11 protein-coding genes and 1 tRNA gene are annotated in these 17,821 nt (G+C 48.9%); 5 read left to right on the forward strand and 7 right to left on the reverse strand.

Translation table 11 applies throughout. The features are described from left to right. Positions 1-1,194: an efflux RND transporter periplasmic adaptor subunit gene (locus BACSA_RS06640; protein ID WP_013617335.1), complete on the reverse strand. Its 1,194-nt coding sequence runs from the start codon at positions 1,192-1,194 to the stop codon at positions 1-3. A 222-nt stretch (positions 1,195-1,416) separates the two neighbouring features. Here BACSA_RS06640 and BACSA_RS06645 point away from each other — a divergent pair, with 222 nt between their 5' ends. Next, positions 1,417-2,802, forward strand: coding sequence for a threonine/serine exporter family protein (locus tag BACSA_RS06645; RefSeq protein ID WP_013617336.1), 1,386 nt, complete (start codon positions 1,417-1,419; stop codon positions 2,800-2,802). A 217-nt stretch (positions 2,803-3,019) separates the two neighbouring features. Then, positions 3,020-4,381, forward strand: a complete 1,362-nt coding sequence (locus BACSA_RS06650) for an IS4 family transposase (RefSeq protein ID WP_245546591.1) — start codon at positions 3,020-3,022, stop codon at positions 4,379-4,381. 219 nt (positions 4,382-4,600) lie between these two features. Here BACSA_RS06650 and BACSA_RS06655 read toward each other — a convergent pair whose 3' ends face one another. Further along, positions 4,601-6,790 carry a glutamine synthetase III family protein gene (locus BACSA_RS06655; RefSeq protein WP_013617338.1) on the reverse strand — a complete coding sequence of 730 codons (2,190 nt, stop codon included), beginning with the start codon at positions 6,788-6,790 and terminating at the stop codon, positions 4,601-4,603. Between the two features lie 480 nt (positions 6,791-7,270). Between BACSA_RS06655 and purT the strand changes: the two genes are divergently transcribed. Further along, positions 7,271-8,440, forward strand: a complete 1,170-nt coding sequence (gene purT, locus BACSA_RS06660; RefSeq protein WP_013617339.1) for a formate-dependent phosphoribosylglycinamide formyltransferase — start codon at positions 7,271-7,273, stop codon at positions 8,438-8,440. Positions 8,441-8,558: 118 nt separating this feature from the next. On the opposite strand, the gene ccsA is transcribed toward purT, so the two are convergent. The 4 genes from ccsA to BACSA_RS06680 form a co-directional block, all read right to left on the reverse strand. Next, entirely contained in the window at positions 8,559-10,769 is a 2,211-nt protein-coding gene (ccsA, locus tag BACSA_RS20795; RefSeq protein ID WP_041584271.1) for a cytochrome c biogenesis protein CcsA, read from the reverse strand. A 352-nt stretch (positions 10,770-11,121) separates the two neighbouring features. Continuing rightward, positions 11,122-12,804 carry a di-heme oxidoredictase family protein gene (locus tag BACSA_RS06670; RefSeq protein WP_013617341.1) on the reverse strand — a complete coding sequence of 561 codons (1,683 nt, stop codon included), beginning with the start codon at positions 12,802-12,804 and terminating at the stop codon, positions 11,122-11,124. Positions 12,805-13,049: 245 nt separating this feature from the next. Next, on the reverse strand, positions 13,050-14,372 hold the full coding sequence (locus tag BACSA_RS06675) for an imelysin family protein (RefSeq protein ID WP_013617342.1): 1,323 nt from the start codon (positions 14,370-14,372) through the stop codon (positions 13,050-13,052). A 34-nt stretch (positions 14,373-14,406) separates the two neighbouring features. Beyond that, positions 14,407-15,750 (reverse strand): hypothetical protein, encoded by a 1,344-nt coding sequence (locus BACSA_RS06680; protein WP_013617343.1) that lies wholly within the window; start codon positions 15,748-15,750, stop codon positions 14,407-14,409. A 157-nt stretch (positions 15,751-15,907) separates the two neighbouring features. Here BACSA_RS06680 and BACSA_RS06685 point away from each other — a divergent pair, with 157 nt between their 5' ends. Then, positions 15,908-16,621: a DNA alkylation repair protein gene (locus BACSA_RS06685; protein WP_013617344.1), complete on the forward strand. Its 714-nt coding sequence runs from the start codon at positions 15,908-15,910 to the stop codon at positions 16,619-16,621. A 274-nt stretch (positions 16,622-16,895) separates the two neighbouring features. Here the strand turns inward: BACSA_RS06685 and BACSA_RS06690 are convergent. Next, positions 16,896-16,969 (reverse strand) — tRNA-Thr (locus tag BACSA_RS06690). A gap of 313 nt (positions 16,970-17,282) precedes the next feature. Here BACSA_RS06690 and BACSA_RS06695 point away from each other — a divergent pair. Next, positions 17,283-17,813, forward strand: coding sequence for a DUF4199 domain-containing protein (locus BACSA_RS06695; protein ID WP_013617345.1), 531 nt, complete (start codon positions 17,283-17,285; stop codon positions 17,811-17,813). Positions 17,814-17,821 lie beyond the last annotated feature (8 nt).

Consider the following 17,821-nt stretch of genomic DNA (forward strand, 5'->3'; position numbering starts at 1 on the left):
TTATTCTTCCTCTTTTTTATTTTCTTCTTCTTTCGGAGCTTCTCCCACACGCATCTTGATGCCGGGAGTCAGCTTGTGATAGCCTTCGTCTACGATGATTTCGCCCGGAATCAGGCCGCGTTCCACGACGACATTGTTCCCGAATTCCGGACCCAGTTCGATGAAACGCTTCTCGGCGGTAGAGTCTTTCCGCATGACGAAGATGTAGGCTCCTCCTTTTTCGATAATCAGTGCCTTCTGGGGGATGACCGTAGCGTTTTCCCGCACGTCAAGCAAGAGCTTCACTTTGGTGAATTGTCCCGGAAGCAATACATGTTCGGGGTTGTTCATTTCCGCACGCACCGAGAACGTTCCGGTTTTCGGGTCTACTTGCGGTTCGGCAAAGTCCACCAGCCCTTTGTAGGGATAAACGCTGTTGTCCGGAAGGGTAATGGTCACCGTGGGTTGCCAAGAGCGGGTAGAGTCTTTTTGCCCGATAATGATGTTGCGCTCTTTGCTCTTCAGGTAATCAAGGGCGGTCATGCTGAAGTCAATCAATACGGTATCGCTCTTCACAATCGTGGCAAGCAGGGATTTTCCCGAAGTGCCCACCAGCGTGCCCAGGTCGACGTGCCGTTCGCTTATCTGCCCTGAAATGGGCGAACGCACAATGGTATATCCCAGTTCCTGCTCGGCCTGGTCTAAGTCCGCCTGGCTCATGCCTACGCTTGCCACGGCAGTCTCGTATGCGGCGATGGCGTTGTCAAGGTCGAGCTGGCTGGCTGCGTTCTGTTCGTAAAGCGGGCGGATACGCTCCAGGTCGCGTTCCGCTTTTCGGGCCTGTGCCTCGTCTTTCTTTAATTGGGCGCTTACTTTATCTACTTTTGCGCGGTATTGGTCTTGGTTGATGACGAAAAGCACCTGGTTCCGTTTGACGTAGGTGCCTTCCGCGAACAGCATTTGTTCCAGAAAGCCTTCCACGCGTGCGCGTACCTCTACGAATTGTTGCGCGCGGATACGTCCTACGTATTCGCCGTAAATTTCCACATCCTGTTGCTGTGCAGGGGTTACACTTACGATTGGCGCTTCAGGTTCAGTTTCTTTTTCCCGTGTCACAAACCAGTAGACCGCAAGGATGACGGCGATGCCGATGACGGTATAAATGGTCTGTCTCTTCTTTAGTTTCAAATCTTTTTTGGTCAAAAAGCGTTTCATACAATTAATAATTTATGAGTTTAGATGCCGTAAAGATGCAAGCAATACTTGTGCCAAAGGTACAATAATTTTTTTAATATTGAGAATCAGAAGCCTAAATCCTTTCTTATGTTTTATGAATTGAGGAATTTTTAGCGCATGCCGTGGATTTTATCCACAATTGTTTCCCGGCAGGTGCAGATATTTTTGTACCTTTGCACCCTGAAACTAAATTTAGGCAAAATGGAATTAGAGCAACATTTAGAGACAACTGTAAAAGCCCACGATCAGATGTTGCATCGTCGGGTTGACCTTTTGCTCCGTACGGGTAAGGTCTTGGTGGAAAGTTTGGCAGATACCAACCGCATTATGCGGAACATGAAGCGGACAGCCGCTTATTTGGGCATCCCTGAGGAAAAGCTCCATATCAACATCAGCTTTACCATGCTGATGGTGAATGTGAGCGATGAGAACTTCTCGTTCACGAAGTTCCAGCGCATCAACGGGCATGGCGTAAACATGAGTGCCATATCCGAGATAAGCAAGCTTTCATGGCGGGCGATAGAAAACGACTATACGCTCGACCAATATGAGGAGGAGCTTGAGAAAATCCGTGCGAAGAAGCGGAATTATACGCCGTTGCAGACGGCTGTCGGTGCCGGATTCGCGTGCGGCGGATTCTGTGTGCAGTTCGGATGCGATTGGATGGCGTTCTTGTATGCCTCGATTGCGGCTATCATCGGCATGCGGCTCCGCCAGAAGTGCAATGAGTCGGGGCTGAACGGATATATGGGCATTGCCATTTCGGCGTTTGTGGCTACAATGGTCGCATGGGCTACTACGTTCCTTCCGGCTTCGTGGACGGATACCCCCTGGCATCCCTTGCTGGCATGTGCCTTGTTCATTGTGCCCGGCGTTCCGTTGATAAATTTTGTGGACGATATGCTCGACAATTACATCCAGGTAGGTATTGTGCGGGCGGCGAATACGATGATTATGATGGGAGCCATGGCGTTTGGCATTGCTTTTGCCGTGAAATTATGCGCCATCGAGAACTTTTTCCCTACTATCAGCATGATTCCTCATCATTCTTATTGGGAATATGCGCTTGCCGCCGCCATTTCGGCTATGGGATTCTCGATGATATTCAATATCCAGCGCCGCTTGTTATGGGTTGTGGCGATAGGTGGCATCTTGGCGGTATGTACCCGCAATTTTGTGAATTTAGGCCCGAGCACGAACAACATCGGGCTGGATATGGGCTTGGTGGTAGGTTCGTTCTCAGGGGCGTTGCTGGTGAGTCTGATAGCGGTGAAGGCAGTCCACTGGTTCCATGTGCCCAACCATGTGCTTACCATTCCTTCGGTCATTCCGATGATTCCGGGAGTGTTGATGTACCGGATGCTGTTCGGCATCATCAACATGAACGTGCAGAACCCCGACGGCGTGACGCCCTTGATGAAAGCCATCGAGAGCGGAGTCAATTCGGGACTGATTATCCTGTGTATATCGGTAGGAGTAGCCATCCCGAATATCTTCGGACGTAAATACATCGCTTCTTCAAAGAACAAGCGGCTTGCCGAATTGCTGAAAGAGCGCCGGGAGAGAGGCAAGTTTGTAGAGTGGTAAACTCTTTTTGAATGAAGAATGAAGAATTAAGAATGAAGAATCCCGTGCGGTCGGGCTTGTTTTGTCACGCCGGATTTTTTGTCACGCCGGATTTACAATCCGGCGTAACCATAGCTGCGGATTTGTAATCCGCATCATCCGCCAATGGTTTCGGATTACAAATCCGATTCATTCATTACGCCGGATTGCAAATCATGAGTGGTCGGAAGATATAAAAGTGAAACAAGCTGTAAATAAAATATTTATATTTGCGGAATCAAACAAACACAGAAACATTATGCATCTTGATGAATTGAAATGCCATGCGACCGACCTCGTCCGCCTTCTCCCCAGACAGATGCTGGCACGGCTCGCGAAATCCACGGAAATGGACCGCTACGCCAAGGAACTGCAGGGGGAGCGCCTTTTCAACCTGCTGCTTTATGGGCTGATCCGCTGCAAGCGGTTGAGCCAGCGCAAACTGGAGAAGGTGTTCGAGAGCCGCGCCTTCTGCACCCTGTTCGACTACTCGCTTGGGGAAAGGGTTTCGCACAGTTCCATCTCGGAACGCCTCTCGAAAGTGAATGTGGAGTTTTTCCGCAAGGCATACGAAGTGTTCTACGACAAGCTGCACAGCCTCTACACTCCGCGTGAGATAGAGCGCAAGCTGCTGGTAAGGGTGGACAGCACCCTCGTGGCCGAAACCTGCAACAAGCTCAAGAAGGGCTTCACCGTAGGCAAGCGTCCGGTTGGAAAGGATGCCTGCAGGCAACGGCGGCAGGTGAAATACACGATGGGGTACGAAGGCTTCGCCGCGAAGCTGGCCGAGGTGCTGGACGAGCCGGCTTATCTGAGCGAGGACGTCGCCCTGCCCAAGGCGATAGACGGGATGATAAAGAAGGACCCCGAACACAGCAACCTCTACGTCTTTGACCGCGGGCTGTCATCGTTGCGCGCATACGATTCGATGACGGGACAGCACGCCAGGTTCGTGGGCCGCATCAAGACCAACCGCAGCATGGAGACGGTGCGCGTGCTGGAAATCCCGGAGGCCGACAAGTGCGCTCCGGAAAAGCTGGTGCTGGATGAGGACAAGGTCGTACACCTGCGTGAAGGGGGGAGCCGCAAATTCGGCACGGAGGAGTACCGCGTCATCACGGCCCATTTCAAGGAGCCGCGTGACACCACACGCCCCCAAAACAAAGGGAAAGCCAAACGCGTGGAAAACCGCATATGCTTCATCACCAACGACATGGAACTGCCGGCCAAGGAGATTGCCGAAATTTACCGCCGCCGTTGGGACATCGAGGTGTTTTTCCGTTTCCTCAAGCAGGAACTCTCCTTCAGCCATTTCCTGTCGGTCAACGAGAACGGCCTGCAGGTCATCCTTTACATGACGCTCATAACGGCCATGCTTGTCATGATATACAAGCGTGAGAACAAGCTGGGGTATTCCATGGCCGTCTTCACTCTCGATTTGGAAATGGAAGACTATGCGATGGGACTTGCCTCGGAGATGGCTGCCGGAAATCGCGGGACACCGCACGGAAGCCAAAAAGGGAAACACAAGCGTCTGGAAGCAAATGGCTTAACGTCTTAGATCTTCCGACCACTCATGATTACAAATCCGCCGTGACAGATCCGCCGTGACAGGTCCGCCGTGACAGGACAAGCAAATCACCATAGCCAACCTGTACAAAGCATCGGGCGGAAAAATGGAAAGAATAAAAACGAGCACGAGCCGGAACTTCCTCACGGAGATTCCGGCCCATTTTTCATCAAACAACCAATAAGAAAAATAGAGGTAATCTAATGATATTTATCTGATGAATAACAGCTCTCTGTATTTTGGCAACGTCCACATCTGGTCGTCTACAATCAATTCCAACTTATCAATGTGGTAACGGATTTGCTCCAGCATAGGGGCGATTGTATCGTGATATGCCACGGCTTTTTCACGTTCGTCCGCAATCTTATTGGCAACCTTACGGGCTTCTACCATCGCATCTACGTGTTCTTTAATATACGATGTATGCACGGAAATCTTCTTGATAATGGCAAGGTTCTCCGCCGAAAGCTTTTCCGCCTCTTCCGCAGGGAACAACCCCTTCATCTTATAGACATTATCAATCAGCTTGCTTTGGTATTCGATAGCGACCGGAACGATATGGTTCATCACCAGGTCGCCCAATACGCGCGCCTCAATCTGAATCTTCTTCGTATAAGTTTCCCATTTCACTTCGTTGCGCGCCTCCAGTTCTTTCTGGGTCATCACCCCTTGCGACTCGAACATCTTTACGGTCTCCGGAGTCAGATACTGGTCGAAAATAACCGGACAACTGGTTTCACAATCCAGTCCACGGCGTGCAGCCTCTTCCTTCCACTCTTCGCTATATCCGTTCCCGTCAAAGCGAATGGGCTTGGAAGCCTTGATATATTCACGGATTACCTGAATCAATGCAGACACCTTCGGCTCGCCTTGCTCTATCAAACCGTCTACTTTCTGCTTGAACTCAACCAACTGTTCAGCTACAGCCGTATTCAACGCAATCATGCCGCTCGCACAGTTGGCTTCCGACCCTACGGCACGGAACTCGAAACGGTTTCCGGTAAAGGCGAAAGGCGAAGTACGGTTACGGTCGGTATTGTCTATCAGCAATTCCGGAATTTGCGGGATATCCAACTTCATCCCATGCTTTCCGCCCAAGGAAATCAAATCATCGGTCGAACTTTCCTCCATGTGGTCGAGCACCTTACTCAATTGCGTGCCCAAGAACGAAGAAATAATGGCAGGAGGCGCTTCGTTCGCTCCCAAACGATGCGCGTTGGTCGCACTCATAATCGAAGCTTTCAGCAATCCGTTATGCCGATAAACCGCCATCAGGGTATTGACAATAAACGTGATGAAACGCAGGTTCTCTTCGGGCGTCTTTCCCGGTGCCATCAACAACACCCCTGTATCAGTTCCCAACGACCAGTTGTTATGCTTGCCCGATCCGTTCACTCCCTTAAACGGTTTTTCATGCAACAAGACACGGAAACCATGCGTGCGTGCTACTTTACGCATGAGCGACATTATCAACATGTTATGGTCGACGGCAAGGTTGCATTCCTCAAAAATGGGAGCCAGCTCAAATTGGTTCGGCGCCACTTCATTATGACGGGTCTTTACCGGTATGCCCAATTCCAACGCCTGAATCTCCAAGTCTTTCATGAAAGCTGCCACTCGCGTGGGAATCGCTCCGAAATAATGGTCTTCCAACTGCTGGTTCTTCGAAGCCTCATGCCCCATCAGCGTACGTCCCGTAAGCAACAAGTCCGGACGGGCGGCATACAAGCCTTCATCTACCAGGAAATATTCCTGTTCCCACCCCAAATATGCCGACACTTTCTTCACATTCGGGTCGAAATAATGGCAAACGTCTACCGCCGCCTTATTCACCGCACGCAAAGCCTTCAGCAACGGAGCTTTATAGTCTAACGATTCTCCCGTATAAGCAATAAAGACAGTAGGAATACACAACGTGTCATCTACCACAAACACCGGCGATGAAGGATCCCATGCGCTATAGCCCCTTGCCTCGAACGTATTGCGGATACCGCCGTTCGGGAACGAAGAAGCATCCGGTTCCTGCTGTACCAGCAACTTTCCCGAAAACTCTTCCATCATACCTCCCTTGCCGTCATGCTCCACGAATGCATCGTGCTTCTCTGCCGTGCCTTCGGTCAGTGGCTGGAACCAGTGGGTATAATGAGTCGCCCCCAATTCGCTTGCCCAGCGCTTCATTCCTTCTGCCACAGCATCGGCAATGCCCCGGTCGAGCGTTGCGCCGTTATCCATCGCATCAACCAGCTTTTCAAACACTTTACTGGGCAGATACTTAAACATCTTTTCGCGATTGAATACATACTTTCCGAAATACTCACTCGGGCGTTCCGCCGGAGCCGGAACTTCGAAAGGTTTCGCCTGAAACGCTTTTTCTACTACCCTAAATCGTAATGTTGACATAATACCTCAAATTTAGTTGTTAGTTTATCTTTCCTCTAATATAATATGCATTCTGAAACAAAACACACATATACAAAATCTTTTTGTTTTTGTTTTCACTGCAAAAGTAGCATTTATCAACCAGAACGGCGCAAAACTAAGACAAATTCTTATTTTAAAGTCACTACACTTTCAAACTAAAACCAAAAACAAAGGTATCAGTATCAATTTTACAGTATTCCCCGTTATATATTATCATTTTGCAACTTCAATATTCCAACACCTCCCTCCCTTCGCAACCAACTTACATTTTCCGCGACATTGCATCCATGCACGCAGATACATGCATCATCCGGTACATATAGCTTCGTGCGTCTGCGCAGACAGTTGCCGGCGCTTCCGTAAGGTGAAGACTGATAAAAAACACAGGCATTCCGTACATGGAAAGCAAAAATGTGCTATCTTTGTGCGCATAGACAATAAAGAAAAAACGTAAACCGTATGACGAAGAAAATATTGTTGCTGGGTTCCGGCGAATTAGGAAAAGAGTTTGTGATTGCTGCCCAACGTTTGGGACAGTACATCATTGCGTGTGATTCGTATGCAGGAGCTCCTGCCATGCAGGTGGCAGATGCTTGTGAAGTATTCAATATGCTGGATGGCGATGCGCTCGATCGTGTAGTTGAAAAATATCATCCGGACATTATTGTGCCTGAGATTGAAGCCATCCGTACCGAACGGTTGTACCATTTGGAGAAAGAAGGCATTCAGGTTGTGCCCAGTGCGCGTGCCGTAAACTTTACGATGAACCGCAAGGCGATACGCGACCTTGCCGCAAAAGAATTAGGATTAAAGACCGCGAAATATTTCTATGCCAAATCATTCGACGAATTGAAGGAAGCGGCAGAAAAAATCGGTTTCCCCTGTGTCATCAAACCCTTGATGTCCTCATCGGGCAAAGGCCAGTCGGTAGCGAAAGGTCCGGAAGACCTGGAACACGCATGGCATTACGGTTGCGAAGGAAGCCGGGGCGATATCAAGGAACTGATAATCGAAGAGTTCATCCAGTTTGACAGTGAAATCACCTTGCTTACGGTGACGCAGAAGAACGGCCCTACCCTGTTCTGCCCGCCTATCGGACATGTACAGAAAGGCGGAGACTACCGCGAGAGCTTCCAGCCTGCACACATCGCTCCCGAACATCTTGCCGAAGCGCAACGCATGGCAGCAAAAGTAACCGAAGCATTGACCGGCTATGGCATTTGGGGCGTAGAGTTCTTCTTGAGCCACGAAAACGGCGTGTACTTCTCCGAACTTTCTCCACGTCCGCACGATACGGGTATGGTAACTTTGGCAAATACCCAGAACCTGAACGAATTTGAATTGCATTTATACGCTGTGCTGGGATTGCCTATCCCAGGCATTACACAAGAGCATATCGGTGCCAGTGCCGTGATTCTTTCACCCATAGCCAGCAAGGAAGCTCCGCGTTATCGGGGTGAAGAACTGGTCTGCTCACAACCCGATACGTACTTACGCATCTTCGGCAAACCGTTTACGAAGCTGAACCGCCGTATGGGCGTAGTGGTTTGCTACGACAAACCGGACGGCGACCTCGATGCCTTGCGCGAAAAGTGCAAGTCGCTGGCTGCCAAGGTGGAAGTATATTGATATTGAATCCCCATCATACAAGACAATCTTTTATAGCAACAGAGGCCGGTGCTCGCGCATCAGCCTCTGTTTTCATTCTCAACAGAATGACAAGTAAAAACAAATGATGCTTTCTTTTTTAAGCATAGCTATGTATGCCGCCTAAGATGAAATTGACGCCAAAATAAGTAATCAGTACGCTCAAAAACGCGACAACGGCAAACCAGTGAAAGAACATAGGCCGACGAAATGCGGGGAGCGACGAAGCATGCAAGGCTGCCGCATATATAAATAAGGTGATAAGCGCCCAAGTCTCTTTCGGGTCCCATCCCCAATAACGCCCCCATGAAACATTCGCCCATACGGCACCGATGAAAATGCCGAGCGCCAGGCAGAACACCGCCGGATAAAGAATAAGCCGGCTCATGACTTGCAGCCGGACAACGGCATCCTGATAATCCTTATGAGTATAGCGCAACACAATTGCCATAATGCCGTTCAGCATGATAAATGCGGTAAGCGAATAGGCAATCATAATGGTCACCACATGAAGGCTAAGCAAGGGCGATGCCAATACCGGCATCAGTTGGGTAATAGGCGGATTTGCCTCGCCCAGCATCGCCACCAGCAATGCCAGCCCGCACAGCATATAGCCGAAAGCAATGACGGCTTCGGACTTGCGGTAGAAAATAAAAGTGAGCAAGGTGGCGCACAATGCCAGAAACTGCATCGTCTCGTAGCCGTTCGACAGCGGGAGGTGTCCGCTGACGAATCCCCTCAGACCGATAAGCGACAAGAGATAAACCGCAATGATACCCAATGCGGCAAGCAAAAAGACATTCACACGGGTCTTGCCGCATACCGGACGGCTCATCCGCCGGCAATAGAAAATAAAGGAAAGAATGCCGACGGTAAGGCAAGCCATCGCCAAAGGCCGGGTATAGTCCAAACAATTGTATAGCCTTTCCGCCCGGAAACAGGCATCGGAAGGAAGCACTTCACCCGCAGTCTTTTGTTGGTATTTCCGTATCTTCCCCGTAAGTTCGAGTATGGCAGCATCGTTTTTCTTCATCACCTGCTCGCTCAGCAATCCCAGGCTCTTGCGGACGAACAGCCATTGCTCGTCGGGCAAGTCTTGAGGCAAGTCGTCTACGGGAGCGAACCAGCCTGTCCGGTTATGCTCCGTCCGGCACGGATAGATTTTCAGGATGCTGCCCGTAGCGGTCATGCTAATCAGGTTGAACTTCTCGTTCGCCTCGTTCCATTCACGTTTGTATTGGGAACTGCCCGTTCCATTCTCTTTCAGCTTATACCCTTCCGTTCCGAAAAAATCGTTCAGGCAAGCATAATCCCCTCCGATACCCAGCCGGCGTTGCACTTCCTTGCTTTTAATGCGGATGACAGGCTCGGCTTTCCAGTCATCGTAATAAAAGAACCAACCCGTAAACACCTGTTCGGCAGTCAGTCCTTTGTAGGTCGTTTTGCCGTAAAGCTTTACGGTAAAGTCTTTCGCCAAGGTCTGCAAGGGACAGATGCGGTCGTGGTAATAGATGTAGAGGTTGCCTACCGCGGATGCAGCCTCACGGGATAAGTGCTTGGGCTGCTCCGAAGCCATGCCAGCGACGGATGAAAGCAGTGCGATACCTAACAGAACCGTTTTATTACGCAACGCGGGATGACGGAGAAGCCGGCGGAACATGCTGTCTTTCTGAAAAAAGAAGCCCAAGACAGAGAGCAGCAATAAAGCATATCCGGTATAGGTAATGCCGATGCCCCATGGGTCGTAAGACACCGCAAGGGTAGTTCCTTGCCCGTCCTTGTCGTATGCCGACTGGTAGAAACGGTAATGGTGATAAGTGAATATCCGGTTCATCGACACTTCTCCTTCTGCCTGCATTCCGTTATCCTCAATTCGGATGCGGCTGGTAAAGTCCATGGGCGCAAAGCTTCCTTTGTAATAGTCGATGCGGAAATCGTGCAGCCGCACATCGAAAGGAAGCGGCTCTTCCTCCGTTTCCGAAGTGACAAAAGCCGAAACAGGCGTATCGTTCATCCGCAAATGGATGCTTCCTTGCTTTCCGCAAAGGCGCGTGGTGAGCGCTCCTGCCAGGATAACCAGAAACGCTATGTGCAGCAGGAACGTAAAAAAATCCCGTTGCAGTTTCCGGCTTATCAGGTAAACCAAAGCGCATACCGCCAGGATTCCCCACAGCATGGTAAAGAACGGAGAGCCATAGATAGCCGTCCAAGCCGTACCGGTTCCTTGCAGCTTTTCTACAACGGTGGCGGTCATCATCAGCAAGACGAGCAGTCCTGCGCTCCCGAAAGCAATGCGTTTTATCAGTTTCATTTGTTTTGTGGTGAACATACACCACAGATTACACGGATTTAATTATAGTTAATCGGAAATGGATTGCGAAAAATCAGTGTGATTCTTTATCGAACACAGAGACGCAGAGACACGGAGAAATAATTATATAAAAAAGCAAAGATCATAAAGCCAGCACTTTGCACCGTGAACTCTGTTCTCTCAAAGAAATAAAACTCTGTGCCTTTGTGTCTCTGTGTTCCAATCCATTTTTCGCAAACCAATTTTGTTTTACTATAAAAATGAATAACGGCGGATGCTCCGTTGCCAATTATTAATTGTTAACTGTTAATTATTAATTGATAAAATCTGTGTAATCCGTGGTGATAAAAATTTAAATAGAATCGATGAATTTCACGATGGCGTCACGGTCTTCTTTCGAGAGCTGGCGGAATTGTTCCACAGTCTCGTAAGCGTCGCTCTCGGTGCTGGTGCCGTGCCACATGATGGCTTCCAGCGTGGTGCGTGCGCGGCAATCGTGCAGGCGGTCGGCATATTCGGCTCCGGTGCAACGCTGGTGCAGGCCGCGTCCCCAAAGCGGAGTGGTGCGGCACCAGCCCGTGCGGATATCGTTCTGCATGTGCAGCTTGTGCTGTACCATATCCGTATAAGGCCATATCTTCTGGTTCGGATAGCGGGGCAACTGGTCTGCCTTGTCTCCTACGAAGAAACGTGCCGGGTCGCGTATCTCGTCATCACCCGTTGTCCAGCTGGGCTTATGGCAATACGTACACCCGATTTGTTCGAAGAGTTCCTTGCCTTTCAATACTTCTTCATCGTCTACGTTGCGTGCGGCGGGCACGGCAAGTCCGCGGTGCCATACCATGAGGTCGATGTAGTCTTGGTCAGACACTTCCACGTCCAGTTCCTTCGAAGTCAGGTAATTGTAGATGTTCTGCTGCTCGTCGTACGTGCCGTCCTCGTTCTGGATGTGCCAGTCGGGATGGTTCTTGTCGGGGTCTGCCTGCTCGATGTAGTCACGGAAGCCTGCCTGCACTTCAGGGTCTTCCGAAGAATACTGGGCATACGTACCTGCCGCATCCAGGTAATGGAAGCGGCGGTCGCTACGTGTAGCGTTGGTGATGTTCCAGAAAGCGTTGGCTCCGGCTGCATCCTGCAACGGGCCGCGGCTCAGAGCATACGTATACCGGTAAGGATATTTCGTCCCGTCACCTCCCTGTGCCGTGTTGGCATATTGCCCCGTCCAGTCTCCGTTGGCAAAGATGTTGGGGTTCAGCCCGTTCTTCAGATAACCGTCTTTTTCTTCCTGCACGTATTGCGCCTTCAGGTCTTCATCCGAAATGGCATCCAGCAAGCCCGTACCGTAAATGCCGATGGTGGATTCGAGGCGGACTTCGTATGTGCCCACATCATATCCTTTGTTGGCTACATAAATGGCACTCTTGGGAATCGTTATTTCCGGATAGCGCAACGAATAGGTCTCACCGTCGGGGAACTTGTTCCCGTTCTGGTCGATATATTCATGCCAGGTCAGCATAATCTGGCTTTCGTCCAGCGGAGCCTTGAAAGGGGCTACGGCATGGGTCTGCGGCATACCTGCAAGCCAAGAAACGTAGGCATTGGTTGCAGGGTTGTAGACAACCAGCAAGTATCCGTTCCCAATGTCGTTCGTGCGGAACGAGCCTTCGGGCTGGCTCTGCCCGTGCCCGTATCCCGGATGGCAATGCTGGCAAGAGGTGCGGATATAGACCGGTCCGAGACCATGGCGCGTCCCACTATAATTTGAATTAAACGGCTTTTCGAATAATTGTTCCCCACGGTTAAATGCGGAAGTGAATGTCACACTGGCATCCACGGCAGGAGTAGGTTGTTCGAAAGCAGTTTGGGTGGTAACGAATGTTGTTCCCAGTTCACCTCCGGTATAGTACCAATCGGGCAGTTCAGATTCGGTTCCTTCTCCGCCTTGCTGGCCAGTGTTTACTTCATCATCCTGGCAAGCCGTGAAGCAAGAAAGGCTTGCCAAGAGTGCTGCTATATAAACGAAATGTTTTTTCATAACTTTACTTTATTATTATCTGTTAGTCATATATTTTTTATTGAATATCGCATTTCACCTAATTGCCATGTAGGGGCGTATCGCATACGCCCTGAAAATATCCACGGATTAGTTGATGCATTCGGGCGTATGCGATACGCCCCTACATGGGATGTTTGCGGATATTCAATTAATTTTCTAAAATAGCTATACAAGCGGATACCTGTTTTACAAATACCCGCTTAACATAAAAAGATCCTGTCTGTTTATCGTTGTTCACGAATAAGGGCGAGCACTTCATCAAAAATGTCATTCAGTTCCCGGCAAGCGGTAATGGCATTACGGTTAATCTCCGTGTACGCACCTCCTTGCGCACAAGTGACAACAAACGGTTCTTCCATTTGGTCGATGGCATTATAAGCATTGTCGATGGCGGCTATGACCCTTGTGTCTAAATCGGCATCAAGCGAAGCCACATAGCTGCTCAACGAATGTTCTACCGGTTGGGCATAGGTTACACCGCTGTTGTAGCTCTTCGAAGTTTGTATTCCTCTGTAAGCATTCTCTATTGAAATAATATTGCCCAAAAAGTCATTGATGGAATTCAAGCTATAAGGCGATTCGATATAGTCAGGGTCGTATTCGTATTCATCGCCTGCTCCCATACCGGTAGGATTACCAATCTTGATGTTCCCTACTTCATTGGCGATGTTTTGTATGCCGTCTTCTCCTGCCAATGATTGAACAGCTTGCAAGTAGTTTACAAAGTCGTTTCCACCTCCTTCTGCAGGATTATTCATCTCGTCAGCATAACAAAGCCCGTTGGCAAGGTCTTGCAACACACGTTGGATAGACACATTGTTTGCGGCAAACTGAGCCTCATTGCGTACATCTGCCAAGGCCTGTTGTTTCGCACTGCTAATATTATCTTCGCCTACCCAAGCTGCTTCCAAGAAGATACAATGGTTGCGCAAGTCTCCTGCCACACCGGCAATATAACTCAGTTCCTGTGCCGTATAATCAGTTGAATGAGGTACTGAGGTCTGGCTCATGCCACTTCCTTCGATAGCGAACAACATGTATTCCAACGCATGGAAGCCCAGCAAACCATAGTCCTGCGAAGAAATATACACACCGTTTACATCCATCTTTGCCATTTCAGTTTCATTGGCAAGCAAAGCGTCAAGTGCGATTTGGTCGAGTGGCCATGAGTCAATGTGCGGGTCTACATTATAGTCACCTGCAGGTCCATACAGCCACGCTTCACTGCGTTCCCAATATTCACGAGCTTTTTTCCATGCTTCGCCAGCCGTTCTTACTTGGTCGGTCGTTACATTTCCTACTCCTGCATTATACATAGCCATACAAGCCGTATGCAATTCTACGGAAGCATCTGCCAAGGCTTCGTAAGTAGGGATGACCGTTTTCGTGGTATAGTCGTTAACTATTTCCTTGAGGGCAGCTTCACGAGGAGAGAGTTCACCAGAATCAGTTCCTCCTGTATTCTCTTCATCATCGCAAGCTACCGTTCCCATTGCCAAAAAGGCAGTCATAACCGCATAAAGCGGAAGTTTAAAATACTTTTTCATAATGTGTTATTTTTGATTAATATTCACCTTGCATTTACAGATTGAAAAGCCCCGAGTAAGCTACCCCTAATGATATGGCGGGTTCGTTATTATATTGGCTCTTCAGTAACCCTATCGAATATTCGCCTTTCAACACGATATTCTTGATAGGGTAATAGTTCAAACCTACAGCTACCCGATGGCGTCCGCAGTACTCGAAATCGACAATGGAACCTATGGTATTGAACATTGAATCGTAATAGTCATAACGCCCAAACAAGTACAATTTCTGTCCGTCTTGGTCCAACTTGTTGATTTGCGAGAAAATGTTGTATCCTACTTCCACCCCTGCTGCTATGGCTTCGGAAGCAACAGATTGCATAGGAGAAGGAGCGGTATCCGAATAGCTTTGGTTATAAATAGTGATTTCATCCGAATCGCTCAAATATCCATAGTCGAAGTTTCCCCGTGCTATCCAGTTCCAACGGTCGAAGAGGAAATCGAAAGCACCAATCATCACGGTACCGTTTATGCCATCATAAGAACTTCCGGAAGGCACTTTTAACGTGTTGCGGAACGAATTGCCCACATAACCGCTCAATGAAAGGCGCAAACCGGGTACAGAAAAGTTATCTACCCGGAAAGCTCCTGCCATGGAATTGGCTATCTTGAATTCGTAAGGGGATGCCGCCCCATCGTGTATCCATGTTTTCCTGCCGAACAATTCAGAGTTAAGGCCCGCAACCAATAAAGCCTCATAACGCCAGTCGCCCGCTTGTCCCCAAAGGCTGATTCCGGTTTGATGCCATGTGCAGGGCATAATCGTGTTCTCGCCTTCGGGACGGTAAACTCCGAAGAACTCGGTAGGAAGGTGATGGGCATTGGTGGCACCTACGGGAACAATGATATGCCCTAACTTGATGTTAAACTCCGGGCAAAAACTCTTTTGAAGCCAGAATTGTTCCAAAGCGACCTCACCGCCACGTTCCACTTCGGTTTCGTATTCACCGCCTTCTTCCTCTTCTATTTCAACGGCACTTTCTGTACCCCCGTGTTCAAATTCGATTTCCATTCCCATCGACCAACCTTTGCCAAAGTCATAACCTAACATCAGCACGACATGGGGCAAATCAAAACGCCCGTGGCTGTCATCCTTGTATCGGTTCGGATTGCTGTACCTCAAATAATTGTCGCTATAAAAGTTCCGGCTATACACCGCCTCACCATAACCGCCGATAGTAAAGCGTGATTTCTTCTTTTCTGTCTTGACCGTTTCCGATGCGCTCTCTGCGGTTATGTCCGCATTGCCTTTACTTGCCTGCTCTGCTTCACCTGTAGCGAAAGCGTGCGGGGCAAGCATCGCTAAACAGAGTGAGAATAGGAGTTTCGTTGTTTTCATTTCTCTTTATCTTTTGTTGATTTTTAACTACCGCAAAGGTATGGAGCTTGCTTTATAGCGGCAATACCTACTTTTAGGTAAAAAAAGATGTTAAATACCTACTTATGGGGATAGCAATGCGTATTTTTGCAGGAAATATGACAACAAAGCAAAAGATATGGAAGAATACAGACTCGAAGGCTTGACCATCAAAGAGCATCTGCTCCGGTTGGCAGAGCAGGGAAACAAAAAGTTTACCGAAAGCCTGAATCCGGGCGTGGAACATGTGTTGGGCATCCGTGTGCCCCACTTGCGCCAGCTGGCGGCACGCATCGCCAAAGCCGATTGGGAAACTTACCTCGATACCGCCGACACCTATTATATGGAAGAGCGGATGTTGCATGGAATGGTATTGGGCTGCATCCGTCCCGATGCCGACATCGAGGTGTACCTGCACCGAGTGACCCGTTTTGTATGGAACATCAACAGCTGGTCGGTGTGCGACACGTTCAAGTTCGGAGGAGGAAAGCGGTTCGTCGAAACGAACAAAGAACGGCTGTGGGAGTACCTGAAGACTTGGATGCAAGCCGAGGGCGAGTATGAAATCCGTTTCGGAGTGGTGATGGCGATGCAACTCTTCATCGACGAGGAGCACATCGGCGAACTTCTCTCCTTATATAATGCCATCCGCCACGAAGGCTATTACGTACGGATGGGAGTGGCATGGGCAATATCGGTCTGCTTCGTGAAATTCCCCCAACAGACGATGGCATACCTGCAACAAAATTCGTTGGACGACTTCACTTACAACAAGGCATTACAGAAAATCGTAGAGTCGTACCGGGTAGATGCCGCCACAAAAGACGTGATACGAAGTATGAAAAGGAAATGAAAATACACAATAAGCACCAACCGCAAAGCGACCTGCGAACCCGGCTGCAACAAGCTGATAACCCACAAAGACTTATCCGTAAAATGCAGGCAATATAACTGCATCGCTTGTACGATTACTAATCGTACAGCTTAACGATTAGTAATCGTACAGGCTGACGATTAGTAATCGTGCAGGCGACGCAGTTAGGTTTCCCGCACATTCCACTTGGTTTTGTCAGAATATGAACATACAAAAAAGCCACTCCTCACATAAAGGAATGGCTTATCGGATGAGCCTCTTGTCGGATTCGAACCAACGACCCCGAGATTACAAATCACGTGCTCTGGCCAACTGAGCTAAAGAGGCAGGTGGGTAAGCTTACCATATCGCGCCGCTACAACCAACTACCTTTGCTGCGATCAAGCCCTGGAGGATTCGAAGGGAGCTGGCCGTATGGGACTTACCCGTATTTCAAAAATCTTGCAATCCCTGAACTATCATCGGCGCGATATTTCTCGATTGCGGGTGCAAAGGTAGGTGTTTTTTCCGAATATGCAATACATTCCGATAAAAAAATGAAGAAAATTTGAAAGAAACATCATTTTTCCGGCTTTTCATAGAGAAAATAGAGACAAAAAACGTACTTTTGTGCACGAATCCATTTTATAAGAAAAAGAAAATGACAACAGATAGACCAGTCTCCATTCAAGAGCAAGCGATGAGGTTCGGCACCTACATGGGCGTTTTTTGGATTATCAAATTCATCTTCCTCCCATTAGGGTTCAGTTTTCCTTTGCTGCAACTATGCTTCGTCCTCTGCACCCTCTTCGTTCCGGTTTTAGGGTATTTGTACACACGGAAGTTCAGAAACACCTGTTGTGGAGGAACGGTTTCTTTTTCACGCGCCTTTCTTTTTACGGTATGCATGTACATTTTTGCGGCGATGCTGACGGCTGTAGCCCATTATATATACTTCCAGTTCATCGACCAGGGGTTCCTGATGGACATGTACCGCCAGCAACTGAACGAAACGATGCAAATGGTGCAGGGCGACCTTGCCAATTCAATGGAGCAGATAATGATTGCATTCGACACGGTGGCAGCACTTACGCCTATCCAACTTACGTTCCAGCTTATTTCGCAAAACGTGTTTTACGGCATCGTGCTTTCGTTGCCTACCGCTCTGTTAACAATGAGATATAAGAAATAAAGACAATA

The sequence above is a fragment of the Phocaeicola salanitronis DSM 18170 genome (assembly GCF_000190575.1).
GTDB classification, from domain to species: Bacteria; Bacteroidota; Bacteroidia; order Bacteroidales; family Bacteroidaceae; genus Phocaeicola; species Phocaeicola salanitronis.